Raw genomic sequence first — 25969 nt, 5'->3', positions numbered from 1 at the left:
AACCGCTGCGCGACATCGAATGTGCCCGGCCCTCCCGCGACTGCGGGCGCTGAGAGGAGCGCAAGTGCGGGCGGGGAGAACACCAACTGATTGCGTCCGCGTGGACGGCAATCAGTCGGCCTACACCTACCTCTGACCCCGCGGAATCAGTTCATCTTCCCCTGCATCGGAATATAGATCTCCGCCGCTTCCACGAATCCGCCGCCGATTCGCACCGCCAGCGCGAGAGCCTCGTCGGTCTTGCGCAGCGCGGTGCGGAGGTAATCGTCGCCGTCCTCCTCCTCGGCGAGCAGCTCGTCGGAATTGCGCGCCAGCCAGTGGCGGGTCAGCTTCACCGCGGCGGGGCTGACGTAGCCGCCGACCTCGTAGTTCGCCGGAATCGTGTAGTTGGCTTGCCATTCGAGTGACGGGAATTCCGACTGCAGCATGCCGAGCAACGCCGAGTTGTCGACCAGGCCGGAGTAGCCGTCCAATTCGGCGGTGCGCTCGAGCAGCGTCGGCCACGCCTTTCCGCGCTGAATCCAGCCGGGCAGGATGTACGAGAGAAACTCGACCAGCACGAATTGCAGGTTCCCGACCAGGATGTCGCCCGGATCGGCGCGCTCGCCGTCCGGCTTGACGAACGGCTGCCCGGACCGCAGTGCGCGAACAGCGTTGCGCAGCAGCACGATATGGCCGCCGACCTCGTCGGCGAGGTGGTGATCCGCGGGCAGTGTGCCCTCCGTATCGGGCCGCACGCGGCCGGGCAGCCGCCGGTCGAGCAGCGACAGCTGATGCGTCGCGAGCTGATCCACCTGATCAACCGTGCACCGGTTGTACTGCAGCACCGCCTCGGCGACATCCTCCGGCGCCTGCGCGGTAATGAAATAGGGGCGGCCCCACACGTACAGGTGCGGGTCGAAGCCGTCATCCCCGCCGAGCGCCTGCATAGCGCCCAATCCCCACCCGTTCGCCCGGAATCGGACCTTCGCCTGTTCCACCCCGAACCTGATCAGATCATCCAGATCGCGTTCATCCCCGTACCGTTCCTATTCGGTGAGCGATGGTGAGTGTCGCTCGGTGGCGGTCCGAACGGTCTTGACCGCCGACGCAGGCTGCTGACCGCCGGACCCGTCCGGCCGCCCGTAGGGGCCGGGGGTGGGACAGTGCTTTGTCTGCGTCACGCGTACCCGAGGTGAGGCTCCCGCCAGGCTCGAGGGTTGACCCGCCACGCTCCTCCGTGCGTGAGGGGGACCACTCGAGTGACGCGAGAGTTTGAGCCCGAGTCCACGTCGACCGATCGCCACCGCCGCCCCGTGATGAGCGGTGACGGTGGGACCGGAAGTCTGTGATTGTTCCTGCAAGAGCGTGCGCCAGTGCTTGGCACCGGCCTTGCTGGTGTACGCGGGATCGACCGCCACCACCGCGACACCACGCTGGGTGCCCATGCCGCACAAGCGGTCCCGGAACCGGGCGGTGGGGATTCCCGCGACCGTGCGGCGAAAGCGTTTACCGCGTGTGCCGCGTCCCAGGGTTTCGCGGCCGGTGGCGCGCGCGTCGGCGAAGTCGAGGTTCTCGATCACGACCGCCGAGCACCCGGCGACCTCGGCCTGATCCAGCACGGTGGTGAGCGCGGCGCGCAGGTGCCCGTCCCGTCGTGAAGACGAAACCCCTTGTCCGGCCAGGGCGATGGTGGCCGGTGCGCCGATCGGGTTACCGCAGCGATCGAGCACGCAGGTGGCCAGGTGCCCGTCGTTCAGGTCCACCGCCAGCACGCGCCCGGACCGGAGCGTATCGAGCGGCACGGGCGGGGCCGATTCCATGGCCCAGGACGCATCCAGGTACCAGCGATCGCGTACCGGGTCGTGCACGATGTCGTAGCGGACAGCGCGATGGTGCGCGATCCGGTCGTGCCATTGCGCGCGCCGGTGAGCAAACGCGACGGGAGTCGCGATCACCAGGTGCGTGCCGAGTCGATCGGCCAGCGCGGCAGGAACTTTGATCCGTAGCTGCCCGGTGCCGGGTGTGACACGCAGGGTTTCGTTGCCTCCGGCTTTGCCGGTTTCCCCGTCCGCGGTCAAGAACATACGGGCCGCGTCCCACTCGCGCCGCCACTGGATTTCGGACCGGCCCGCCTCCTCGAGGTGGTTGCGGGTGCGCCACAACCGTTTCCCGCCCGCCACGATCACCGGACGCCCCGCCGTCCAGGCCGCACGTGCGTGGCGGGCGCGGTCGCGCAGGCTCGTGAGGCGGCGGGTCTTGGCGAAACGTTCGGCCGCGTCCCGGTAGCCGGTGATCTTCCCGTCGCGTTGCCTCGGCGCGAGTGCGCATCGGGCCTCGAGGATCGCGATCGCCGTGTCCAGCTCGCGCACATGCGCGTCGAGTGCGCGCATCCCCGACCGGTATTGATCCTCGACCGTGCGAGTGATCGCTCCGGCCCACCGCGAGGAGGTCTCGGCGGTGAGCGCCCGTTTGCGTTCGGTCCGGTACGCGCTCTGACCCTCGCGATCCAAGGGGCCACGGGTGATGCGTGCGGCGAGCTCGCGGCGATACAGTCCGCCGGTGAAATCACCGATCTCGCACAGGGTTCGAGCCTCGGCCGGAGTGAGATGCAGACGAGTACGGATACGCACCCCCGAGGGTGCGGCCACGACGAACGGTACCCGGAACCGTCTCTTGCTCCTGCCCAATCTCGCACCTCCCTCACTCGACCACCCCGGCACCAGCAAGGATAGGGAATCGAACGTGTGTTCATATGGTTTTCGGTGAACCGGGCGATCCCGCGAGATGATCGCGCGCGCCGCGGCCACCGAACGACACGCACCCCCCAAGAACGTGGTGAACACGTACTCACGCAAACGCACATTCGCTCACGAACACACACGATTCACCGAAACAGCTGAACACCCCATGCGGCCCGCCAGTGCATACGCGCCGGCGACGTCGAAGGGAGCTGGACCGCGTTCGTCCAGCAGTTCCAGATAGCGGGCGACCAGTCTGGAAAGGCACTTCGTAGGTGCGCTTATCTCATGTGCCGTCGCGGGCGGCGGTGAGGTTCGAGGATCTGACTCACGAAGCTGGCGTCCGAGCCGGAGCCGGTGCGCGGGCTCAGCGCGCTGGTCGCCACCGTGTCCACGCCGATCGCGGCACCGGTTGTACTGCAACACGTCTCGGCGACATTCTCAGGAGACCGGTTGCACAGCGGAAGCCCGGCCCCGATCAACCCGTCACACGATGCCCCGGTCGACCAGGTCGGCCAAGCCCTCCTCGTCGATGCCCAGCAACTCCGCGTAGACCTCGGCGTTGTGGCTGCCCGGACGACGCGGTCCGCCCCAGCGCACCTCGCCCGGAGTATCACTGAACAGCGGTAGCGGCCGGACGCCCTTGACCGGGCGCGCGGCGTTCTCGTCGTCGTGGTCGACGAACAGGCCCCGCGCGAGGAACTGCGGTTCCCGCATGACCTCCGCGACCGTGTTCACGCCGCCGACCACCACGTCGTGGTCGTCGCACAGCTTCATCAGCGCGTCGGCATCGAACCCGCGTGCCCAGGTCGCGATGATGTCGTCGAGTTCGTCCTGGTTGTCACCACGCGCCGTATGGGTGTCGAACCGCGAATCCTTCGCCAGCTCCGGCATTCCCATGGCCTCGCACAGCCGTCCGAAGACGGTGTCCTGATTGGCGGCGATCAGGACCCAGAGGTCGTCGGCGCTGCGGTAGAGGTTCGACGGCGCGACCCGATCGAGTCGGGTGCCCGACGGCCGGCGCACGTGGCCGGTCTGGTCATAGTCGGGGACGGTGGACTCGAGGACCGACATGCTCGCCTCGGTCAGTGCGGCATCCACCACCTGTCCGCGCCCGGTGCGCCCGCGCGCCAGCAGTGCGGCGAGGATGCCCTGGTAGGCGACCATGCCCGCCAGCGAATCACCGAGCGACAACGCGATGCGCGGCGGCGCCTGACCCGGATAGCCGTTGACGTACCGCAATCCGCTCATGGCTTCGGCGACCGACGCGTAACCCGGCTGGGACGCGCGCGGACCGGTCTGGCCGTAGCCGGAGACGCGCGCGAGCACGAGGCCCGGATTGAGTTCGCTGAGAACGTCATAGCCCAGCCCCCAGCGCTCGAGGGTGCCCGGCCGGAAGCTCTCGATCAGGACGTCCGCGCCCTTGATCAGTTCGAGCGCGAAGTCCCTGCCTTCCGGGTTGCGCAGGTCGAGCGTGATGCAGCGTTTGTTGCGGGCGTGGACGGTCCAGAAGAATTGGTGCCCTCCCGAGGCCTGCCCCCACTCGCGCAGCGGGTCCGGCCGGTCCGGCGCCTCGATCTTGATGACGTCCGCGCCCATGTCGGCCAGCAGTCGGCCCGCGTACGGACCGGCGATCAGCGTGCCCAGTTCGATGACCCGGAACCCCTCGAGCGGTCCCATCAGAACATCATCTGCACGGTCTTTTCCTCGGTGTAAGCCTCGATGCCCTGCGGGCCGAGCTCACGTCCGAGGCCGCTGCCCGCGCGACCGCCCCAGGGGGTGGTCATGTCGGGGATGCCGAAGGCGTTGATCCAGACGTTGCCGACCTCGAGTTCGCGTGCCGCGCGCTGGGCGGTGTGCAGGCTCTCGGTGTAGACGATCGCGTTGAGGCCGTAGTGGGTGTCGTTGGCCAGCGCGAGCGCCTCGTCCGTGGTCGAGAACGGGATGACCGTCGCCACCGGTCCGAAGATCTCTTCGCGGGCAATGCGCTGGTGCTGCGCGCCGCGGTAGACGGTCGGCTCGACGAACCAGCCGTCCCGGTCCGCTCGCCTGCCACCGGTGACGAGGGTGGCGCCGTCGGCCTTCGCGCCGTCGAGGTAGCCGGTGATCTTGGTGAGCGCTGCCTCGTTGATGACCGGTCCCATCGTGACACCGTCGGCGAACGGGTCACCCAGGACGATGCCCTTCGCGTGCGCCGCGAGCCGCTCGCACACTTCGTCGACGAGCGAATCGTGCACGTAGACACGGGTTCCCGCCGCACACACCTGGCCCTGGTGCAGGAAGTTCCCGACCGCCACGAACGGCATGGCGCCGTCGAGGTCGGCGTCCGGGAAGACGATCTGGGGGTTCTTGCCGCCTAATTCGAGTGTGACCCTGCGGAATTGGGCGCCGGCCGGACCCCGCGCGTGGAGGGACAGCAGGGCACCGACTTCCGGGCTTCCGGTGAAGGTCAGTTTGTCCAGGCCCGGATGATTCGCCAGGGCGGCCCCGGTGGTTTCGCCCTCGCCGGTGACGACATTGAACACGCCGGCCGGGACTCCGGCCCGCTCCAGCAGTTCGGCCAGGCGCAGGATCGACAGCGCGGCGTCCTCCGGCGGCTTGATCACGACGCTGTTGCCGGCCGCGAGCGCGGGCGCGATCTTCCAGCCCGCGACCACGATCGGGTTGTTCCACGGTGTGATCGCGCCGACGACCCCGAGCGGTTCGCGCAGTGTGTAGTTGAGGCGATGGCGACCGGCATAGTCGGGCAGTTCAACGGTGGAGCCGTACAGCTTGTCCGCGAAACCGGCGTAGTAGCGGAAGGTCGCGAGGGCGGCGGGGATGTCGCCGTACAGCCCGTCGCGGTAGAGCTTGCCGACCTCGAGCGTCTCGAGCGCGGTCAGGTACTCGGCGTCGGCGGCGATGAGATCGGCTGCGGCGAACAGGATCCGGCCGCGCTCGGTGCCACCCATCGCCCGCCAGCCGGAGGTCTCGTACGCGTGCCGCGCGGCCCGGACAGCGGCGTCGACGTCGGCCGCGGAGGCGTGCGCGATCTCGGTGATTGCGGCGTCGTCCACCGGGTTTCGCGAGGTGTAGGTGGCTCCGCCGCTCGCGGGTCGCCATTCGCCGCCGATCCACAGGTCACGGGGTGGGAACTCTGTCGGGCGCTCGGCTACCACCGCGTCGGTGGAGAGGTAGTCGGAACTCATCGCGGGCAAGCCTCCTGGGCGGAACGGTACAACGGACCCACCCTAACGCGCCGTCCCGATTTGTGAAGTCCTCCGTCCGATATTCGTGAATCCGGTCCGATCGCCTACTGCTGGTTGAGGATTGCTTCGAGATCGACAGCCGCGGCGCGAACGTGCGCATCCCAGCCGGTTGTGTCGGTGCCGGCCAGGGTGACGACGCCCAACGCGCAGGCCAGCCCCGGGATCCCCGGCAACGAGGCCACTATGCCGCGCGCCCCGGCGACGATCTGTCCCTCGCTGGTGAAGATCTCCCGTTCACCGCGGCGGGCGGCCACCAGTGCCCGGCCCATGGCGCCGAGTTCGAGGGGTGTGCGACTGCCGGTCCGGTACGACACGTGGAAGGTGGTCGAGCGGGGTTCGACCACCGCGACAGCCAGCGCTTCGTTGCCGTCCGCGATGCTCAGGTGGGCCGTGGCTCCCAGCTGCTCCGCGAGCGTCTCCAGGATTTCGTGCGAACCCTGGCGCAGCGTGGGAACGAGATTCTGGGTGAGCGCGAGCGTGCCGAGACCCGCGCTCAACAATCCATCCGCGTTGCGCCGCACCAGCCGGTGCTCGACCAGCGTCCCGACGAGCCGATACACGATGGTGCGCGACAGATCCAGCTCGGCGGCGATCTGGGCCGGCGTCAGCCCGATATCCGACGCGCACACCAGCGCCAGCACGTCGAGCCCCCGGCTGAGGGTCTGCGATGTGTCACTCGAGCGCAAGCGTTCTGATCCCTGGGCCTGTGGCGCGTCCGTCATGAGACAGCAGCGTATCGATCGCTCACAGCAGGTTTCGAGCCCGACACCAGGCGTCGATGACGTCGAGACACTCGGCGAGATGGCCCGGCTGGTCGACGTAGTAGTGGGTCGCGCCCCGGATGACGTGATACGTAGCGTCTTCGGTACCCAAGGCGTCGCGGACCAACGTGTTATGGGTGGCCGGGACGGCGTCGTCGGCGCTGTTCTCGATCTGCAGCACCGGCGTCCGGCGGATGCGCGCCGCGTTCCGCAGGCCGGACCCGCGGGAGGCGGTGAGGCTCCATTGGCTGAGCCAGGACCGCAGCGTGGTGTAGCGCGCCAGCCCGACCGGGCCGACATTGGCCGTTCGCGGGTCGCCGAGATAGCACCGGTCCGGGCGGCGGTCGTTCGGATCGACCGCCGGGTCGAGCCAGCGCACGTCGCACATGGTGCGGTGCACGATGAACGGTTGCTCGACCTCGAGCCCGCCGGCCTCGCGCAGTTCGAGCAGCCGGTGCCGCGCCCAGTCGGTGATGCGCTGGTTGCGGGCCCGCTGCGCCGCTCGGAAGCGGGCCACGAATTCGTCGCCGTACGGCGGACTTCGGAGTGCGTCGGCCGCGTAGATGTCGAGTTCGCGGTCGCGGTGGGCGGGGTCGGACTCGTCGAGCACGGACGGGTCCATCCACTCGGTCAGGGTTTCGGCCCGGGACAGGTGCGCGGCGATGAAGATCACCGCGTCGGCCGGGGCGATGCCGGCGCCCACCACGTCCACCGGATCACCGGCCGGTGTGTCGGTGATGGTCGGGTCCTCGGCCTCGGCCTGATAGAGCAGCGACAGCGAACCGCCACCGGACCAGCCGACCAGGATGACGCGTTCGTACCCGGCCGCCTCGCGCGCCCAGCGCACCCACGCGCCGAGATCGAGGACCACCTTTTCCAGAATGAGGGCGCTGTCGTTCTTCGGATAGCGACCGGCCGCGCACAGGACGTGATGTCCACGCTCGGCGAGTGCCGCGGGCATCGGCAACAGATTCAACGTGCTCGTGGGGTGCATGAACACGAACACCGTGTCGGCGTCCCGCTCGGCGCGCAACAGCTGGCCTTCCAGGACGGTACCGTGCCCGGCGGCGAAGCCGTAGGTCTCACGCGCGGTGGGGATTTCGTCGCTGTGCAGGATTACCGGCACCCGGCGGAAGGATTCGGCTCGCACGTGCGCCCTCATCGGGCCACCGGGCCGTTCGGTCCGCGTCCCGACCAGGTCCACGGGTAGTCCGGCTGGTTGCTGGCCAGGCCGGCCTCGCCCACCTCCAGCGGGCGGAAGGTGTCGATCATGAATGCCATCTCGTTCTGCTCGGTCATGGTCACCGATTCGAGGTACGCCTCGCGGCGCGGGCCGTGCGTGTAGGCCGCGGGATGCAGTGACACGGATCCGGTGACGATCCCGGATCCCTTGCGGGCCGCGGTCTCTCCGGCGAAATAGAACATGACTTCGTCGGAGTCCACGTTCGAGTGGTAGTACGGAACCTTGAACGTCCGCTCGCCGAATTCCAGTGGGCGCGGGACGAAGTTGCAGATGACGAACCCGTCACCCCCGAAGACCTGATACGTGGGCGGCGGCATCAACGACTGCCCGACCACCGGTGCGAAGTCGCGGTAGTTGAACGCGTAGGGGTACAGGTGCCCATCCCAGCCGACGACATCGAAGGGATGGTGGTCGTAGACGACGATCGACCCCGCGATACCGGACGAGCCCGCGCGGTGTTTCACGTAGACCTCGTGGTCACCCGCGCGGTCGGCGGCCACCAGCGGCTCGGTCGGCCCGCGCAGGTCGCGCTCGGTCATCGGTGAGCCCTCGAGGAATTGGCCGTAGCGGGAGCGGTGTTTGTCGGGCGGCCGGATGTGCCCGGCGGCCTCGACGATCAGGACGCGCAGCGGGCCGTTGGCCTCGACGTCCACCGGGAGCCACCGATGGATCGTGACCCGGGGAATGACCACGTTGTCGCCCTGGCGCACCTCGAGCCGGCCGAAGATCGTTTCGAGGACGGCCGCACCGGACTCGACGAACACGACCTCGTCGCCGATGCCGTTGCTGTACAGCGGAGTTGGCTCGGTTGATACGGCATAGGACAGCCGCACGTCCGAGTTGCCCAGGAACAGGCGCCGATCACGCACGATATCGCCGGCGGGGCCACCGGCCCACAGGTCGGGCAGGCGCATGTGCAACGGGCGCAAGGGCAGATTGGGCGTCAGGCTCTGGTCGGGCACATCCCAGGTTCGGCTGTCGACCAAGCTGGACGGCACGCCGCGGTGGTAGAGCAGGGAACCCGTGCTCGAGAACCCCTCTTCGCCGATGAACTCCTCGAACAGCGGCTGTCCATCCTCGTCCTCGAAGAGGGTGTGGCGCTTGGGTGGTACGAGTCCCACGGTCCGGTAGTACGGCACCGTTCCTCCGCTCTCCTTGCACCATGCCATGCTCGATATTCGGTGCACGGTGTCCTATATTCGAACACCGTAGAGCGCGTGTGGCCGGTTGTAAATCGGCCACTCTGCCGTCCGGGTGCGCCGGTCCGCTCCCGCGGCCGGATGTCCGCCTCGTCCGGATTGGTGCAACAGCGAACAGCGTGCTACTACTCTCAGCTGTGCTCCACCTCGGTTCCTGCCCGTCACCTGTGTTTCGACATTTCGGCGGCTTTCCCTCATGACGGTCGACAGCCCCATCGCGCCCGCGGTCGCCCCCGTGGAACCAGTGGCGCGCGGTCGCGCCGGGCGATTCGAGTTTCTCGACGCATTGCGCGGCCTGGCGGCTCTGGCGGTGGTGGTGCAGCACTGTTCCGAGCGGCTCTGGCCCGAGTATTTCCGCTTCTCGCAGGCGTATTTCGGACTCGGCGAGTTCGGTGTGTTCGTCTTCTTCATCGTCAGCGGATTCATCATTCCGGCCTCGCTCGAACGCGGCCGCTCGCTGGGCGCGTTCTGGGCCGGCCGGTTCTTCCGGCTCTTCCCGCTGTTCTGGGCCTGCCTGGTCGCGGCGATGCTGCTGAACTCGTTCGGCAGATATGAACTGCCGGATCCGTTCTGGGATCAGCCTGTTCTGAACTTCCTGGCGAATCTGACCATGATGCAGTTCTTCATCGGCGGCTGGGACATCCAGATCATCGGCGCTTCCTGGTCGCTGTCCTATGAGCTGGTGTTCTATCTGATCCTGTCGCTGCTGCTCATCGCCCGGATCAATCGCCGGTCGGTGCCGCTGGCGGTGGGCGCGCTGGTCCTGATCGTGCCCGGCGCGCTGTTGCCGCCCGCACTGCTCACGAGCGCGGACGCCGGCGCCCTGACCCGTTCGATCGTGGTGGTCGCGACCATCACCGCGGCGACGGTCTTCGCGTGCCTGGCGACCGACCGCCGCGCCGCGCTCGCCGCGATCCTGATCTCGGTGATCGCCGTGCCCCTGTTCCTGAATCAGCCCGGCGCCTCGGTGCTGACCTTCGGCTACCTCGCCACGATGTTCCTCGGCACGGTGCTCTACCGCATGACCGCCGGCGAGATCACCGCGCCGCGCGGGTGGCTGGTGTTCGCCTTCGCCATGTGCCTGATCTTCGGCGTCAGCACCTTGGTTCCGGCCGTCGTCGATCCGATCACCGGCGTGTGGGTCACCTGGGTCAAACAGCCCCTGACGATCCTGCCCGCCTACGTGATGTTCGCGGCCTTTCTGCTGCTGCGCCGCTACTCGTTCCCCCGCCCGCTGCTCTACCTGGGCCGAATCAGCTACTCCCTCTATCTGGTTCACGCGCTGATCCTCGACGCCATCCCGCGCTGGAACACGTCGGTCCTGGGCGTTCCCGCCCAGTGGCTGACCCTGCTGACCTGGGTGACGACGGCGCTGCTGATCTCCGCGCTCACCTACCGTTTCATCGAGAAGCCCTGTCACACTCTCGGTCACCGCGTGATCGCCAGGATCGACTCCCGCGCGAACGCGGCCGAACGACCCGCGACCGTCGCCGCGTAGCGCCCGCTGTCACGATCCATCCGCTCGCTCTCTGACGAACGAGCGGGGCAACCGAATGATGCGCGGGGAGTTAGCCGACCACCCGCGAGGCCGCGGCTGCTAGGTTCAGCGGGCAGGGAACACCGGTGTGAATCCGGGGCTGTCCCGCAACTGTGACCGGGTAGCAGACCTTCATCTGACGGCCACGACCTTCCTGGGTTGGAAGGCCGAAGGCGAGCGTTGATCCGGGAGCCAGGATACCTGCGCCCGTTCAGGATCGAGCTTCACGAGGATGAGAATGCGCGTGTACGCACGCCGCCGGCCCGGTGCCGAGCGGCTATCCGACCATGCTTCCGGTGCGGGGCGACATCGTCGCTCCCGGGTTGCGGGTGTCGTCGCCGGATTGCTCGCGGTGGCCATGGTCGCCGCCGGGTGTTCGGCGAGTGAGAGTGACGGCGCGGCTTCGGCCCGCGCCCTGCGGGAGTCCGGCGACGGCACGCTGACCATCTACAACTCCTACAAGATCGCCGGGCTGGATCCCGCGGGCACCGGCACGAACTGGCTGTTCGACTGGGGTGTCGCGGAGAACCTGCTGCAGGTCAACGAGACGGGTGAGGTCGCGCCGTGGCTGGCGGAATCGGTTACCCGTGAGGGGGATAACCGCTGGGTCGTGGCCCTGCGCGAGGGCGTGACCTTCCAGAACGGCAAGCCCGTCGACTCCGCCGCGGTCGCGGCCGCGCTGACCAGGCAGATCGCCAAATCCGCCGCGGCCCGGGTGTATCTGGACGCGGCCACGACCGTGCGGGCCGACGGCAAGCGCGTCGTGATCACCACGCCCGCCCCGAACGCGATGGTGCCCGCCGCGCTGGCGGCCCGGGACAACTCGCTGCAGATCTACGATGTCGCCGCGATGGACGCCGCCAACGGCGATTCCGCCAAGATCGTCGGCGCGGGCGCGTACTCGGGCCCGTACGCCATCACCGCGTGGTCGCCGGACAACCTGGTGCTCGCGCCGTTCGGAAACCATTGGGAGGGAACGCCGCCGCTGCGGGGCGTCACCGTGCGCGTGGTCCCCGACGAGCAGGCCCGCCTCGCCGGCGTGCGCAGCGGTGAAGCCGACATGGCGTTCTACCCGTCCACCTCGGCGAAGCTGGAACTGCGGGGCGAGAAGGACATTCACGTGCTGTCCTCCGAACTCGCCCTGCAGTCGCTGCTGGTGGACATGAATCTGAAGGCCGGAATCTTCACTGATACCGCCGTGCGCAAGGCCTTCACCGCCGCCATCGACTACGCGGGCATCGCCGCCGATGTCGGCAACGGCCAGTTCGCACCGGCCGCCGGGCTCTACCCGCCGACCATGTCGTTCGCCTCGGGCAACCAGCGGTACGACCTGAACGAGGCGAAGGGCCTGCTCGACGCGGCCGGCTGGACACCCGGCCCGGACGGCATCCGGGTCAAGGACGGCCGGAAACTGCTGGTGCGGTTCGTGACTCAAGCTCAGGGCCCGGAGACCACCGATGTCGCGATCGCGATGAAGGACCAGGTCGCCCGTGCCGGTTTCGAGCTGCGGATCGACAACGCCGAGGATTCGGCCGCGGTGAAGAAGGACCCGGCCGCGTGGGATTCCTCGGTGGCACTGAGCGGTTCGCTCTCGGGTACCGCCGATCCGATCCAGCCGTACCTGGTGCGCTGGACCACCGGCGGCTCGGCGAACGCGCAGGGCGTGGCGAATCCCGAGATCGACGCCATCGGCGCCCAGCTGCGCGGCGAGTTCGACACCGCCCGCCGCGACGCGCTGCTGCAACGGGCACAACAGATTCTGGTGCGTGACCAGGCGTACGTGGTGGCGGGCACCTTCAAGTACTTCACCGTGGTCACCGGCCCGGAGTGGGCCGACTACACGGTGTCGAGCGTGCGCAGGCACATCACCAGCCGGACCGGCGAATAGCCCGGCTCGGCAATGCGATTGGTAGCCCTGGCCCGGCGCCGGGTCGTCGAGGCACTGCTCACCCTGCTGGGCGCGAGCGCGCTCATCTGGGCCCTGATGCCGCTCGCCCCGGGTGATCCGGCGCGCATGATCCTTGTCGCGCAGGGCGTTCCGGAGCCGCCGCCCGAGCAGATCGCCGAGCTCGAGCGCACCCTGCACCTGGATCAGCCGGTGCCCGCGCAGTACGCGCACTGGCTGTGGGGCGTGCTGCGCGGCGATTTCGGGCTGTCCTTCGTCTCCGGCCGCCCGGTCGCGGGGGAGTTCACCGAGCGGCTGCCCGCGACGCTGCTGCTGGCGTCGGTGTCGCTGGCGCTCGCGCTCGTGCTGTCGGCCGGGCTGGGCGTGGTCGCGGCGCGGTATGCGCACCGCTGGCCCGACCACGGCGCGCGCTGGCTGGCACTGGTTTTCGCCTCGGTGCCGGGATTCATCGTGGCGCTGCTGTTGATTCAGGTGGTCGTCGTCGGAATGGGTGTCGGCAAGGCCGCGCTGGACGGCACCTGGCGGCAGGTGTGGCTGCCCGCGATCTGTCTCGCGGTCGGATTGTTCGACACCTGGTCGCGCCTGCTGCGGGCGAATCTGCTGGCATTCCTGGATTCGCCGACCGCCGCGGTGCTGAGCGCCCGGGGCGCCTCGCGGTGGCGGATTCTCTGGCGGCACGCGCTGCCCAACAGCGCGGTGCCGTCGCTGCACGCGCTGGCGGTCGGTGCGGCCGTGCTCATCGGCGGGGCGACCGTCGTCGAAACGGTGTTCACCTGGCCGGGTCTCGGCTCGTATGTGGTGGAGTCGGTGAAAACCCGGGATCTGCCGGTGATTCAGGCGTTCACGATCTTCGCGACGGCGAGCTACGTGCTGACCAGCGTGGCGGCCGATCTGCTGTCCGCGGTTATCGACCGCAGGATCGCGGTGGAACCGTGAGGGCCGCCGTCCGCGCCCACCTGTCGGCGGCGCCCGCGTCCGTCCGCGTCGGCGCCGCCCTGCTGGGAGCGCTGGTGCTGCTGGCGATCCTGGGACCGCACGTGGCGGCGTTCGGACCCAACGAGCCGCACTACGCGGACAAACTCGTCGCGCCGAACTCCGAATACTGGCTGGGCACCGACCAGTACGGGCGCGACCAGTTCTCCCGGGTGATGCACGGCCTGCGGCTGTCGTTGTTCTCGGCCTTCGCGGTGCTGGCGGGGTCGGCGACGATCAGCCTGCTCGTCGGGCTCGGCTCCGCCCTCTTCGGCGGCGGATTCGATCGCGCGGTGTCGCGGCTGACCGATGTCGTCTTGGCCGTGCCCGCGCTGGTGCTGGCCCTGGCCGTGGTCGGCCTGCTCGGTCCGGGCTATCTGAATCTGCTGCTGGCACTGGTGATATCGAGCTGGGCGGCCGATGCCCGGGTCGCGCGGGCGCTGACCCTGGACGCGCGCAATCGCCCGTACGTGATCGCCGCGCGGGTCGCGGGGGTCAGCAGGCCCGCCATCGGGGTCCGGCATCTGCTGCCCGCGGTGTTCGGCCCGTTCCTGATCGTGGCGACCCTGCGGCTCGGCGGCATCGTCGTGGCCCTGGCCGGGTTGTCGTTCCTCGGACTCGGCGTGCAGATGCCGGAGGCGGAACTGGGCGCGATCATGGGCGACGCGCGCCGATTCCTCACCGCCGCACCGTGGTTGCTCATCGCTCCGTCGATGCTGATCCTGGCCATGGCCGCCGCCGCGAACCTGCTGGCCGAGGGGCTGCGGGACCGGCGCGATATCGAGGGGATCCGATGAGCGTGCCGATCGCGGAGATTCGCGGGCTGACCGTCGCGTACGGCGGGGGCGAACCGGTGCTGCGCGAGGTGTCGCTGACGGTGGGGCGGGGCGAGACCGTGGCGGTGGTCGGGCCCAGTGGCAGCGGCAAGACCACCATCGTTCGCGCGCTGCTCGGAACCCTGGGCGATGTGTCGATCCGCGCGGGCGACGTGCTGTTCGACGGTGTCGCGGTGTCCGGCAGCCGGTTTCGGGATCTGCGCGGAACCAGGATCGGATATGTGAGCCAGGATCCGTTCGCGGCGATGGATCCGATCATGTCGGTGCGCACCAATATCGCCCAGCCGTGGCGTATCGCGCGCCGCCCGGTTCCGCCGGGGCGTATCGTCGCCGATCTCGCGGCGGTCGGCATCGCGGACCCCGCGGCTCGAATTCGCCAGCGGCCCTTCGCCTGGTCCGGCGGCATGCTCCAGCGCGGTTCGGTCACCACGGCCCGCGCTCTCGACCCGGAGCTGGTCCTGGCGGACGAACCCACCTCGGCGCTGGACGAGGCGAACGCGCACCGGGTCATGGCCGCCTTGACCGCGGGGTCGTCAGCGTTGTTGATCGTCAGCCACGATCGGCGACTGGTCGAGCAGTACGCCGACCGGATCTACGTGGTGCGGGACGGCTCCGTCGTGGAAGCCGGCCTGTCGAGTCCCGTTGTCGAACAGCGTATGTCGACTCGCAAGCCGATCGTTTCGGCACCGCCGATCCTGCGGGCGCACGGCGTGCGCAAGCGGTATCCCGCCGGAGGGGGTCTGGCCGCAACGGATCTCGCCGTCCGCCCCGGCGAGATCCTCGGCCTGGCCGGACCGTCGGGCGCGGGCAAGAGCACGCTGCTGCGCATCCTCGCGGGTATCGAACCGCCCACCGGCGGCCGCGTGGTCTGGGACGGCAGCGACGGGACACCGCCGCCCGGACAGGTCGGTGTGGTGTTCCAGAACGCGGTCGGCAGTCTCGACCCTCGACGCCCGATCCACCGCGCCATCACCGAGCCGCTGCGACCGCGCCTGCGCAGCCGCCTGCCCCGGACCGAGTCCGTGGTGATCGCCCGGAAAGCCCTGGAGCGTGTGGGATTGGGCGGCATCGACCCGAATCGCTTGCCCCGGGAACTGTCCGGCGGTCAAGCCCAGCGGGTGGCACTGGCCCGCACGCTGGCCGGCGACGTGCGCCTGCTGTTGGCCGACGAGCCGACCGCGTCGCTCGACGAGTCCGCCACCGCCCACGTCCTCGACATCCTGCGGCGGCTGGCCGGCGACGGCGTGGCCATCGTCCTGGTCTCGCACTCCGAACGACTGCTCGCCGACCTCGCGGACACGGTGATCAGGCTCGATCCGGATCGGTCCACGGCGCCATGACCTCTTCGGCGAACATCTTCAGGCTCGTCCGCACCGCGGCGGGGGCCGGCCCGGCCGGCTGTACGTTGCACAGGAATTCCGTCGCCCCCGGCAGCCCCGGGTCCCGGCGGATCGCGGCGCCCACCGCCGCACCCGTTCCCAGATACCCGTGCCCGGTGTCCACGTAGTCCAGTGCGCTGAATCCCGCCGGAAAGCGGCCCGCCGCAATGGAAGTCGACACCCAGCGCTCGATGCCCGGCCGCATGTGCTCGAACGCCGCCGCCGCGCTCTCGGCGCACAGGACCGATCTGGACAGTCCCACCCTGGGCTCGCGGCCCGCGGCTTCCTGCGCCGCACGGTATTTCGCCACCCGTTCGGCCGCGATCTCGTCCCTGGGTCCCTGCGGTGACGACGTCCGGCCGGTCAGCACCCCGAGATCGAACTCCGCGGCCAGCTCGAATCCCGGGTCGGACGCGGTGCCGATCCAGAGTCGTTCGCGTAGCCCGTTCCCCGCCGGCACCAGATCGCCGTCCTGCCCGAGCAGCGCGCACAGCTCGGCCAGGTTCTCGGCGAACCGCGCGTGCCGCTCCTCGTGCTCGTGCCCGAACCGCGCGGCGGTCCCGGCATCCGCCCCCGCCCCCAGCCCCAACTCCACCCGCCCGCCGCTGAGCGCGTCCACCGTGGTCGCGTCCTCGGCCAGCCGGATCGGATCCTCCAGTGACCCGATCATCACCGCCGTCCCCAGCCGGATCCGCTCGGTCCGCTGCGCGATGGCCGCCAGCACCACCAGCGGCGCCGGGCAGTGCGCCCGCTGCGCCCCGAAGTGGTGCTGTGCCAGCCAGAACGAGTCGAATCCGCACTCCTCGGCCAGTACCGCGAGCTCCACCACCTCCCGCAATGCCGTCGCGGAGTCGCCGTCGCTCACCACATGCGAGATGAACCCGAATCTCATACGCAACCCATCCCCTCACCGCTGCCTCGGTCGCGTCCACCGTAGACCGCGCCGCGATCGGGCCTTCGGGGAGCGGTGCCGGCCGTCGCCTCGGTGGGAGAGGGAGGTGCACCGAATCGGCCGGTGCACGTACCTACCGTGAGGTGCGCCGGGCTCGAGAGGCTGCGCGGCGGCATACCGGTCGCCGGTGGAGGCAGGGGTGAGCACGCCTGCGTCGCGAGGCCCCGTCGGCTCGTCGCGCTCGCGCACGGCCTCGCGGAAACCGGCGGTCGCCGAGCGCATCTGGAAGGCGGCGGCGCGGGCCAGCTTGCGGCGCTCGGCCATGCGGCTCGTGCTGTGCCTGCCCCCGGAGATGCGCCGGCGCGGTCCAGCCACATCGTCTCCCGGATATCGGGTGGACAGCCGCGTCGCGTACCTGGTGTTCTTTGCCAGTCATCTCGGATGTGAGGGTTCGCGCCGCGTCGGAGCGGCGTGCGCCCCGGCTCCGACCGGAACGGCGGTCCTACTGCGAGGCGCGCAGGGCGGCGGCGTTCGCGTAGTCGGTGCGCCAGCCTTCCGGGGTGGGGGCCAGGACCACGCGGGTCACGCCGGCGGACTCGTAGGTGGTCAGCAGGTCGGCGGCCGCGCGCGGGTCGGCGGGGAGGGTGGGGGCGACGACGGTGATGGAGGGGGCGGGGCGGTTGTGCTGGGCCGCACGGGTCTTCAGGTCCGTGAGCAGGGAAGGCAGGTCGGCCAGGGGCGGATCGATCGGCATCCAGGCGTCGCCGTGGGCGGCGGCCCGGGCCCGGGCGCGGGAGCTGTTGCCCGCGACGAGAATCGGGGGAACGGGGGACGGCGGGGACAGGACGGGGTGCAGATCGTCGGCCAGGGGTGCGGGGGCGCCCGAGATGAGGGCGGGCAGGTGGGTGAGGGCCCGATCGGTACGGGGGCCGCGTTCGGCGAAGGGCACGCCCGCCGCGCGCCAGCCGATGTCACCGTGCGCGGGGTTGCCGGTGCCGACGCCCAGGAGCACCCGGTTGTCCGAGAGTTGCTGCAGGGTGGCGATCTCCTTCGCCGCCCAGGCCACGGGTCGCAGCGCCACCAGCAGCGCGCCGAAGCCGACCTTGATCCGGTCGGTGACCGCCGCCGCGGTGGTCAGCGCCACGGTGCTGTCCAGCATCGGCTGGCTCGCGATCAGATGGTCGGTGGCCCAGAGCGATTCGAGCCCGGCGTCCTCGGCGGCCCGGGCGGCGGCGCGGAGCTCGGCGCCGGTGTGGTGCGGTCCCGAGGTGGGCAGGAAGACGCCGATCTGAACGGGCATCGGGATGACCTCCGAAGTCGTAGCGAGTGGTGTGCCACCAACGCTAGGTCGCCGCGGGGACCGTTCCAATGTGCGATGCGCTCGGGCCCATGCCCGGAACGCGCACCGCCCTCGCGGCGTCGTCCCCGCGCGCTGACTCCCGGCCGACTGGCCGGTCAGACCCGCGCCCAATCGGTCCAGCCCTTGAATCGTATTGAGCTGTGATGCCTTCGGATCAGACCCAGACGTTGGGGCGCCGCACGCTCGAGGCAGACTCGGCCCGCCGACGGGGCCGTCAGCCGACGAGGGCGCGGCGGGAAGGCCGGACAACGCGTCGGGCCGGACCCGGCGAGTTCGCCCGGTCCGGCCCGATGGGTATCGCGTCAGCGCGCCGCCGCACCGAGTTGTTCGGCCAGCGCGCTCGCGGTGGCCGGGAAGCGGTCCAGCAGCTCGGTCAGCTCGCGGTCACCGACCGGACCGAGTTCCTGCCACGAGCCTTCGACGCCCAGGAGCGCGGTGAGCGCGTCGCAGGCGGCGGGGTGGGCCGCCAGCAGTTCCGCGGCCGCTCCCTGGGGGAGGGCGGCCGACGCCGGTGCGGCCGGCGTCGCGAACTCCACCGACCACGGGGGTGTGAAGGCGTCCACGGCCGGTAGCGCGCCGGGGAACGTGCGGGCCGCTTCCCGTACCAGCCCGGGAATCAGGTCGGCCGTCTGCTCCTTCAGCGTGGTGATCAGCTTCGGCAGCCACGGCAGCAGCACCGTGTCCGGCAGCGAGCCGAACGCCTTCGACAACAGCTCCACCACAAAGGGTTTCAAAGCCGGAGCGGGGTCGATCGCCTGGACGAAACCGCTGACGTACTGCGGAACAGTCGGCAGCACGAGGGGATTGGCGAGCATCGCGTCGCAACGCTCACGCAGGTCCGCCAGGCTCAGCAGACCGAGCTGGAACCGGGCCGCCCACAGCAGCGCGACCTTCGCGGGCGCCTCCGGATGTGACTGCAGGACCGCCAATTCCAGCTGCGTGTGATCGCAGCCCAGGGACAGGGCCAGGTTCTCCATGCCGAACAGGAACCCGAGCATGGCCGCGACCTGAGCCGGGCCGGTCTCCTCGGCGGCGAACGCGGTGGGCAGCAGGGTGCAGTAGTGGGAATAGCCCGCGGTGACGAACCGCTCGCACCAGGCCGGCAGTCCCTCCTCGGTCGAACGGAAGTAGTTGAGCAGCAGCCGAATACGCCGCAGTACCACCGGCGCGTCGTCCACCGTGCGTTCGGCGGCCAGCAGTTCGACCGCGCGATTGCCCAGCTCCGACGCCAGGCGCACCGAGCCCAGATACACCAGCGCGTCCTCGACCGCGCCCAGCGCCACCGCCGCGGTCGCGTCCGGTGCGGTGACCGCCCGGCGCAACCGCTGCTCGAGCACCTGCTCCACCGACACGCCCTCGTAGCCGAGTTCGACCAGTGAACGCTGGTACTTGCCCAGCCCGATATCCCAGCTCTCCTGGATGGAGGTCTCGCCGAGCCCGCGCGAACCCATGATGGGCCGCACCGCGTCCTGCGGCAGCAACCGCCGCAGCAGCCAGAGCAGATCCGAGCACGGCCGCAGGTCGGGCGTGGCCTTCACGTCCAGCAGCGCGCGCTGCAGTGTCCGCTTGGACAGATCCAGACCCAGCGGCGCCAGCCGATCCAGCACATCGCGAGCCAGCGGCGGCAGGGCCGCGTAGCCGACCTGGCCGATACGGTCACCGCCGAGCAGGATCTCGCACAGCCTGCGCACATCGCGCCGCCCCGGCACCCGGTCCTTCTCGATGCAGGTGACCGCCGCGTCCTGGAAGTCGTACGGGGTCGGACGCGCTCGATTACGCAGGCCCGCCAGCAGAATCGAGGTCTCGAAGATCGCGATGGCGTCGGCGGTGCTGGCCAGGTAGCCGTTGCGCCGGGCCAGCCGGACGATGTCCACCGACCATTCCAGTAGCTCGGCCTCGTCGAGCGGATCCAGGGCCGGCGGCCGGGACAGGAACCCCGACAGCTGATCCCGCACCTGCGCTTCGGTCTCGCCCGCGAGGACGGGCAGCTTGCTCGCCCGCGGCTTCGCACCGGGCTGCCCGGCCAGCTGGAAGGGCTGTAACTTCCCGCGCCGCAACCCCTTCGACCAGGTCGCCGCCGCGATCGACACCGCGCCGCCGGCCAGCCCGAACTGCGCCTCGATCGCCGAATTGCTCGACGGAATGAGCCCGTAGTGCCAGGCGGTGGCCGAACGCGGGGAGATCTCGAACGGTGCGTCCGAGTCGACGCCGAACTGCTCCACCGGACTCGCCGCGTGCGCGGCGCCGCAGATGTACAGTGCCCGCGCCGGGTCGATCGCGTTGGCGGACAAGTGTTCCCGCATGCGGGTCCACATGTACCGCTCGCGGTCCTCGTCCTCCACCGTGCTCCCGCGCCGCAGCCGGCGGAACAGGCTGCCGATCATCACCATGACCTGGCGGTAGGTGTCGTAGTCGGCGCCCGCGAGCGGCTGCTCCACGTACTGGTCCCACCACTCGGACCAGTGCCGGACCTTGCCGTGATGCAGCAGATGCTCTTCCAGTTCGGCGAAACGCGGTCGCAGGTCGCCGATCTCGATACCGACCGCCGCGCCGTGCAGGCCGTCCTCCTCCGGCCGCTCGCTCTCGGCGGGCAACCCCGGTTCCTCGGATTCGCGCGGCGCCCACTGGAAGACGTGATCGGTCGACCGATCCACCAGCACCAGTTCGACATCCGGCGTCTCCAGCGCGTACGCGATGGCCTGGTACTCGGCCGAGGCCTCGGTGATCGGCGCGACCACCGACAGCGGCGCCCATTCCGCCGGGAAGCCCGCGGTGTCGGTGGCGAACGCCTGCAGCGCTACCGGCAGGCGGCAGTTGCGCAGCTCGTCCAGCAGCGGCCGCATGTCCTCGCACAGCTCCAGATAGATGACGGCGGGCTGCTTCTCGCGCAGCCGCCGCACCATGGCGAGCCCGGACGCGGGCGAGTGGTGGCAGACCGGGAAGATCTCCAGGCGTTCGGACAGCGCCCGGTCGACGTCGTCGACGATGCCCGCGAGGATGTCGCCCGCCGCCCCGGGCGCGCCGGCGAACGTCACGGCGGCGTCGGCCAGCTGATCACGCAGTGCGGCAAAGGTATTCGGCGCGCGCCGAGTCTCGGAGACGGTCACGAGAGCCTCGCGATCGCGGCCCGCCCGCCCTCGAGGAACTCGCCCCAGGGCGCCTTGCCCTTCTTGTCCTTGGTACGCGGCTCGACCACCCCGTGCAGATACTTGTTCAGAATCGCCAGGTCCTCGGGCGCGCGCCGGGCCAGCGAGCCGACCAGTGAACCCGCGAGGTCCTGCGCGCTCAGCGCACTGGCCCCGAAGAACTGGCTGTGCAGGATGGCGTCCTCGAGAACGCCGATCTGCTCGGCGGTGGACAGCGCGGACTCGAGTTTGTCGTCATCGCTGGTGGCGGCGGCCGCGGCGGCCCGCAGATCGGCGAAGCTCTCGAGCAGGATGTCCAGCAGCGTGGGCGGCACCTCCAGCTCGATCGAATGGCGGCGCAGCAGTTCGGCGGTGCGGAAGCGCACGATCTCCGCCTCGCTCTTCTTGTTGGACACCACCGGGATGCGGACGAAGTTGAACCGCCGCTTGAGCGCCGAGGACAGATCGTTCACGCCGCGGTCGCGACTGTTGGCGGTGGCGATGATCGAGAAGCCGGGCTGGGCGAAAACCACGTTGTCGTCGTCGAGTTCGGGAATCGAGACGTACTTCTCCGACAGGATGGAGATCAGCGCGTCCTGCACGTCGCTGGTGGACCGGGTCAGCTCCTCGAAACGCCCGATCACGCCCTGCTCCATGGCGGTCATGATCGGGGACGGGATCATCGACTCCCGCGACTGTCCCTTGGCGATGACCATGGAGATGTTCCACGAGTACTTGATGTGGTCCTCGGTGGTGCCCGCGGTGCCCTGCACCACCAGCGTGGAGTTGCGGCTGATGGCCGCCGAGAGCAGTTCGGCCAGCCAGCTCTTGCCCGTACCCGGATCGCCGATCAGCAGCAGCCCGCGATCGGAGGCCAGGGTGACGATGCTGCGCTCGACGAAACTCCGGTCGCCGAACCACTTCTGGTCGATCTCGCGATCGAGTCCGTCGGCGCGTTCGGAACCGAGTATGAACAGCCGCACCATCTTCGGGCTCAACCGCCACGCGAAGGGCTTGGGGCCGTCGTCGATGGATTCGAGCCAGTCGAGCTCCTCGGCGTACTTGATCTCGGCGGGGGCGCGCAAAACGTCGTTCATGGAATGTCTCCTAGTCGAGGAAGTTCTTGAGCTCGTGCACGAGCTTCTGGATGCGTCCGGACAGCACCGGGGTGCCCAGCGCCTTGAAGCGCTCGCGGAACCACGGGTTGACGCTCTGGTGGCCGGAGCTGTTCACCGAGCCGACGGGGATGAGCTTGACCCCCGAACGGTGCACGGCCTCCATGGATTCGAACAGCGGTTGCGAGCGGTCGAACTCGTAGAAGTCCGAGATCCACACCAGCACCGTGTTCTTCGGGTCGGTGATCTTGGGCTGAGCCATGGCCATGGCGATCGGCCCGTCGTTGCCGCCGCCGAGATTGGTGCGCAGCAGCACCTCGAACGGATCGTGCACCCACGGCGTCAGATCCAGGGCACGGGTGTCATAGGCGATCAGGTGCACGTCCACCTTGGGCAGGCCCGCGAAGATCGACGCCAGAATGGTGCAGTTCACCATGGAGTCGACCATCGATCCGGACTGATCCACCACCACGATCATGCGGGCGGGCACGGTGCGCTTGGCGGTCTGGCGATAGTAGAGCCGATCGACGTACAGCCGTTCGTCCCGCGGATTCCAGTTGGGCAGGTTCTTCCAAATCGTGCGGTCCACATCGAGATTGCGCAGAATGCGCTTCGGCGGAACCGAACGATCGACGGTGCCGACGCTGGTCTGCTGCACCTGGGTGCGCAGCACCTCGGCCACCTCGTCGATGTAGCGGCGGATGAGGCGTTTGGCGTTGGCCAGCGCGACCCCCGACAGATTGTGCTTGTCCCGCAGCAGTTGTTCGATGAGCGACATGCTCGGGGTGAGCTGCGCGGCCAGTTGCGGATCGGCCAGCACCTCGCGCAATCGCATGCGGGACACCAGCTCACCTTCGAGCCCGGTCAGCACGCCGTGCACGCTGCCGGCCTCTTCGCCGAGGCAGCGGCGCAGCCAGTTGGCGTCGGACTGCCAGCCCGACAGCTGTGTGGCGCTGACCTGCCCGGTGCCGGTGGCGAACACGTTGAGCAGCAGCTTGGAAACCAGTGCGGCGGTGCGGACATCGGCCGCGCCGATCGCCGCGGGCGCGCCGGCGACGAGCTCGGTCGCGCCCTCGGCGGTCTCGGCGTCGCCGGTGACATCCGCCTCGGTGCCGGGCGTATCCGTGTCGGCGGTGCCTTCCGTGAAATCGAGCCCGTCGAACTCGGCCCGCATGTCCGGATACCGCTGCACCACATTGTCGATCGAGATGCCCGGATCCAGCACGGCCAGCGGCAGTCCCAGATCGTCGACGATCCCCGCGCTCGCCTGCTCCAGGGTCGGCTGCTGATCACCGGCGAACACGCCGGCCAGCAGTCGCCAGTAGAGCACCTGGCGGCGCGCCTCGTGATTGGGTTCGGTCATTTGCGCAGCAACCGTCCCGCGCGTTCGCGCAACACCGCGACGGCGTCACCCGACTTCGCTTGCGCCTTGGCGACTTTCGGGTCGGTGGGGCCCAGCGCCCAGTCACCGTTGTGCAGGGTGGTCAGCGTCGTCTTGACCTTGCGCTGCACGGCGAGCGGCCGGACCGACCAGCCGTTCGCGTCCCAGCGCAGCAGGCCGATCAGCAGCGCGGAGCCGGTCACCGCGGCGGCGGTGAGCGGACCGGCCGCGGGCAGCGCGTCCAGGTCCACCGCGATGCGCTGGTCGCCCGATTCCAGTGCGCCCTCGTGGATTCGGTAGCCCTCGAACAGCACCGGCACGGCGACGTGCACGGGGTCGCGATCCAGCGGCGCCACCGCCTGGGCCGTGGCCTGCGGCAGTTGCACGGCGGCGGTGGCGAACGGATCGGCGTCCGTACCCGCCTTCGCCCGATCGTCGTCCCACAGCAGGTCGCCGGTAACCGTCAGCGCCATCTCGGTGAGATCCAGCGCGCGGTGTTCGGCGAGCGCGGTGAGCAGCTGCCGATGCGTTCCCAGCAGCTGCCAGACGGCCGGGCCCACGATGGTGTCCACCTTGGCGGCGGCCACCGAGACCCGCACCAGGCGGGCCGGAGCGTCGGTCACCTCCAGGACGCCGTGCACCTGGATCTGCACCGCGGTCCCGTGCTCGTGTACGTCCACGCCCAGGGGCAGGAGCCGCCCCGAAACCGACTCGACGGCAAGGGGTTCCGTGCCGCGCCAGGACAGCAGCAGGGCGCGCGCCCACAGATCGGCCCAGCGCCGCGCCGGCACCCGGTCCATGGTCGCGACGGGGGACGAGGCGGCGAGTTCGGCGGTGAAGCCGTCCAGCAGCACCGCCAGGCGGCGCAGCGCCGGTTCGGCCAGCAGCGCCTCGACGGTGCGATCGGCGGCCGACACCAGGTCGTGGTCCACGCCCCGCCAGCCCGCGATGGCGAGTTCGCCGAGCCAGGCGCGCGAACCCGCGGCCAGCGCGCTCGGGGTCCCGGCCGTGGCCGCGGCGGTCCACTCGGATCGGTTGCGGCCCAGGGCCTTGTCGGCCTGTTCGAGCAGGGCGTCGTGCACCGCCCCCAGCAGCGCGGCGCGGGCGGCGGCCAGCGCCGACAGTTCGTCGGGACCGACGGCCCCGGCGCTCACCTTGGCAACGGCGTTCGACACCGCTTCTGCCAGAGGCGATCCCGCGACGCCCGCCGCCAGCGCGGTCAGCGCCGCGTGCTGCGGTTCGGATACTCGGGCGAGCCCGTTGATCAGCGCGGTGTCGAAACCGCGCACCGCGTCCAATGCCGCGGTGACACCGGCGGGCGTCTCCGCCAGCGCGGACAGTTGTACGGCCTGCATCAGCGACCCACCCCCGCCGGGAACCAGTGCAGCTCCGGAATCGGCGCCGTGCTACCCGGCAGTTCCAGGTAGGTCAGATGCCGCAGGAAGCGGCTGAACACCGCCGCGGCGGGCGCGGGATCGCGAGTTCCGTTGAGATACCGGGAAAGTCGCTCGCCCTCGGGCACCTCGACGCGCAGGTACCTGGCCACTCGATCCTGGCCGTACTGCAGCACCGCCTCGCTGATGAGCGCGTCCAGATGCTTGCAAGCCCACCCCTGGTTCAACCCGCCGCACGGCCGGTTGTTGTTGGTGCTGCAGCTGAGCCCGTGCGTGCCCGCGGTCACCGAGGCCACGTAGACCCGGGCGATGTCCGAGCCGCTGGACACCACGCCCTGCAGCCGGCCGTCGGCCAGTTCCACGAACGGCACCTTGTTCAGCTTGCGCGGTGCGACGGCGGGCAGAACCCGCACTACAGAAGCATTTTCCCAAGCCGGTTCCTCCGGCGTGGCACTCGTATTCGAGGCCATCGTTCTCCCTCCCGGTCGATCACGATGCGCCCAAGGTATGTGACCCCACCGACAAGCCGCGGGCGGGTCGGAAAGCGCACGGGGACGGCGGGTTCCGGGCGTACCCGCGGCGGCAGGGCCGGAGTCGCACGCATGCTCTCGGAGCCCTCGGGCAACCGGTGAGCCACCTGGATTTCTCGTACTCGCAGCGCAATTGTGCGGCGTCGGAAACGCTTCGCCGGTGTTCGAGAGGTGATGTGTTCCCGGAGTAATTGCGAAGCCAATCCCGTTAGGGGATCGGGCTACGGAGTCGGGCGCCTGTTAGGGGCAATAGGGGGATTAGGGGCCGGTCGAACGCCGCCTAAATCTGGTCATCCGTCCATCTGAAATTTTTGAAATGCTCGCGTTTTCAAGAAGATAAACCCTGTTCAGGGTGCTCTTTGTGAGATGTT

At 69.6% G+C, this 25969-nt stretch carries 19 protein-coding genes and 1 riboswitch; of the genes, 5 read left to right on the top strand and 14 right to left on the bottom strand.

What is annotated here, in order from left to right:
* Window positions 1-146 precede the first annotated feature (146 nt).
* The 7 genes from ACWIGI_RS06890 to ACWIGI_RS06860 form a co-directional block, all read right to left on the bottom strand.
* Window positions 147-980: a hypothetical protein gene (locus ACWIGI_RS06890; protein WP_454201400.1), complete on the bottom strand. Its 834-nt coding sequence runs from the start codon at window positions 978-980 to the stop codon at window positions 147-149.
* Window positions 981-1028: 48 nt separating this feature from the next.
* Window positions 1029-2630, bottom strand: coding sequence for a hypothetical protein (locus ACWIGI_RS06885; RefSeq protein ID WP_454201399.1), 1602 nt, complete (start codon window positions 2628-2630; stop codon window positions 1029-1031).
* Window positions 2631-3206: 576 nt separating this feature from the next.
* Entirely contained in the window at window positions 3207-4400 is a 1194-nt protein-coding gene (locus ACWIGI_RS06880) for a CaiB/BaiF CoA transferase family protein (RefSeq protein WP_454201398.1), read from the bottom strand.
* On the bottom strand, window positions 4400-5908 hold the full coding sequence (locus tag ACWIGI_RS06875) for an aldehyde dehydrogenase family protein (RefSeq protein WP_454201397.1): 1509 nt from the start codon (window positions 5906-5908) through the stop codon (window positions 4400-4402). Before ACWIGI_RS06875 ends, ACWIGI_RS06880 begins: the two co-directional genes overlap by 1 nt.
* 104 nt (window positions 5909-6012) lie before the next feature.
* Window positions 6013-6690 carry an IclR family transcriptional regulator gene (locus ACWIGI_RS06870; protein WP_454201396.1) on the bottom strand — a complete coding sequence of 226 codons (678 nt, stop codon included), beginning with the start codon at window positions 6688-6690 and terminating at the stop codon, window positions 6013-6015.
* A gap of 22 nt (window positions 6691-6712) precedes the next feature.
* Entirely contained in the window at window positions 6713-7879 is a 1167-nt protein-coding gene (locus tag ACWIGI_RS06865; protein ID WP_454201395.1) for an alpha/beta hydrolase family protein, read from the bottom strand.
* Window positions 7880-7887: 8 nt separating this feature from the next.
* Window positions 7888-9111 (bottom strand): homogentisate 1,2-dioxygenase domain-containing protein, encoded by a 1224-nt coding sequence (locus ACWIGI_RS06860; RefSeq protein WP_454201394.1) that lies wholly within the window; start codon window positions 9109-9111, stop codon window positions 7888-7890.
* Between the two features lie 256 nt (window positions 9112-9367).
* Between ACWIGI_RS06860 and ACWIGI_RS06855 the strand changes: the two genes are divergently transcribed.
* The 5 genes from ACWIGI_RS06855 (at window position 9368) to ACWIGI_RS06835 (ending at window position 15762) form a co-directional block, all read left to right on the top strand.
* Window positions 9368-10669, top strand: a complete 1302-nt coding sequence (locus tag ACWIGI_RS06855; RefSeq protein ID WP_454201393.1) for an acyltransferase family protein — start codon at window positions 9368-9370, stop codon at window positions 10667-10669.
* 73 nt (window positions 10670-10742) lie between these two features.
* Window positions 10743-10931, top strand: a riboswitch (cobalamin riboswitch).
* A 15-nt stretch (window positions 10932-10946) separates the two neighbouring features.
* On the top strand, window positions 10947-12596 hold the full coding sequence (locus tag ACWIGI_RS06850) for an ABC transporter substrate-binding protein (protein WP_454201392.1): 1650 nt from the start codon (window positions 10947-10949) through the stop codon (window positions 12594-12596).
* A 12-nt stretch (window positions 12597-12608) separates the two neighbouring features.
* Window positions 12609-13550 carry an ABC transporter permease gene (locus tag ACWIGI_RS06845; protein ID WP_454201391.1) on the top strand — a complete coding sequence of 314 codons (942 nt, stop codon included), beginning with the start codon at window positions 12609-12611 and terminating at the stop codon, window positions 13548-13550.
* The gene (locus ACWIGI_RS06840) at window positions 13547-14383 is read left to right on the top strand and encodes an ABC transporter permease (RefSeq protein ID WP_454201390.1); all 837 of its coding nucleotides are present in this window, start codon (window positions 13547-13549) and stop codon (window positions 14381-14383) included. Before ACWIGI_RS06845 ends, ACWIGI_RS06840 begins: the two co-directional genes overlap by 4 nt.
* On the top strand, window positions 14380-15762 hold the full coding sequence (locus ACWIGI_RS06835; protein WP_454201389.1) for an ABC transporter ATP-binding protein: 1383 nt from the start codon (window positions 14380-14382) through the stop codon (window positions 15760-15762). Before ACWIGI_RS06840 ends, ACWIGI_RS06835 begins: the two co-directional genes overlap by 4 nt.
* Here the strand turns inward: ACWIGI_RS06835 and ACWIGI_RS06830 are convergent.
* The 7 genes from ACWIGI_RS06830 to ACWIGI_RS06800 all read right to left on the bottom strand — a co-directional run bounded on the left by ACWIGI_RS06830 (window position 15728) and on the right by ACWIGI_RS06800 (window position 25481).
* Complete coding sequence (locus ACWIGI_RS06830; RefSeq protein WP_454201388.1) at window positions 15728-16693, bottom strand: LLM class flavin-dependent oxidoreductase; 966 nt, start codon at window positions 16691-16693, stop codon at window positions 15728-15730. The genes ACWIGI_RS06835 and ACWIGI_RS06830 overlap by 35 nt on opposite strands.
* Before the next feature lie 502 nt (window positions 16694-17195).
* Window positions 17196-17993 (bottom strand): LLM class flavin-dependent oxidoreductase, encoded by a 798-nt coding sequence (locus ACWIGI_RS06825; protein ID WP_454201387.1) that lies wholly within the window; start codon window positions 17991-17993, stop codon window positions 17196-17198.
* A 362-nt stretch (window positions 17994-18355) separates the two neighbouring features.
* Window positions 18356-21160: a DUF5682 family protein gene (locus ACWIGI_RS06820; RefSeq protein WP_454201386.1), complete on the bottom strand. Its 2805-nt coding sequence runs from the start codon at window positions 21158-21160 to the stop codon at window positions 18356-18358.
* The gene (locus tag ACWIGI_RS06815; protein WP_454201385.1) at window positions 21157-22275 is read right to left on the bottom strand and encodes an ATP-binding protein; all 1119 of its coding nucleotides are present in this window, start codon (window positions 22273-22275) and stop codon (window positions 21157-21159) included. The genes ACWIGI_RS06820 and ACWIGI_RS06815 overlap by 4 nt, the downstream gene beginning before the upstream one ends.
* Window positions 22276-22285: 10 nt before the next feature.
* The gene (locus ACWIGI_RS06810; protein ID WP_454201384.1) at window positions 22286-23656 is read right to left on the bottom strand and encodes a vWA domain-containing protein; all 1371 of its coding nucleotides are present in this window, start codon (window positions 23654-23656) and stop codon (window positions 22286-22288) included.
* Window positions 23653-25029, bottom strand: a complete 1377-nt coding sequence (locus tag ACWIGI_RS06805) for a hypothetical protein (protein ID WP_454201383.1) — start codon at window positions 25027-25029, stop codon at window positions 23653-23655. The genes ACWIGI_RS06810 and ACWIGI_RS06805 overlap by 4 nt, the downstream gene beginning before the upstream one ends.
* The gene (locus ACWIGI_RS06800; RefSeq protein WP_454201382.1) at window positions 25029-25481 is read right to left on the bottom strand and encodes a hypothetical protein; all 453 of its coding nucleotides are present in this window, start codon (window positions 25479-25481) and stop codon (window positions 25029-25031) included. Before ACWIGI_RS06800 ends, ACWIGI_RS06805 begins: the two co-directional genes overlap by 1 nt.
* Window positions 25482-25969 lie beyond the last annotated feature (488 nt).

The sequence above is a fragment of the Nocardia sp. NPDC055321 genome (assembly GCF_053645575.1).
The sequence above is the reverse complement of the archived record's forward strand: the minus strand, read 5'-3'. Positions and strand labels throughout refer to the sequence as shown.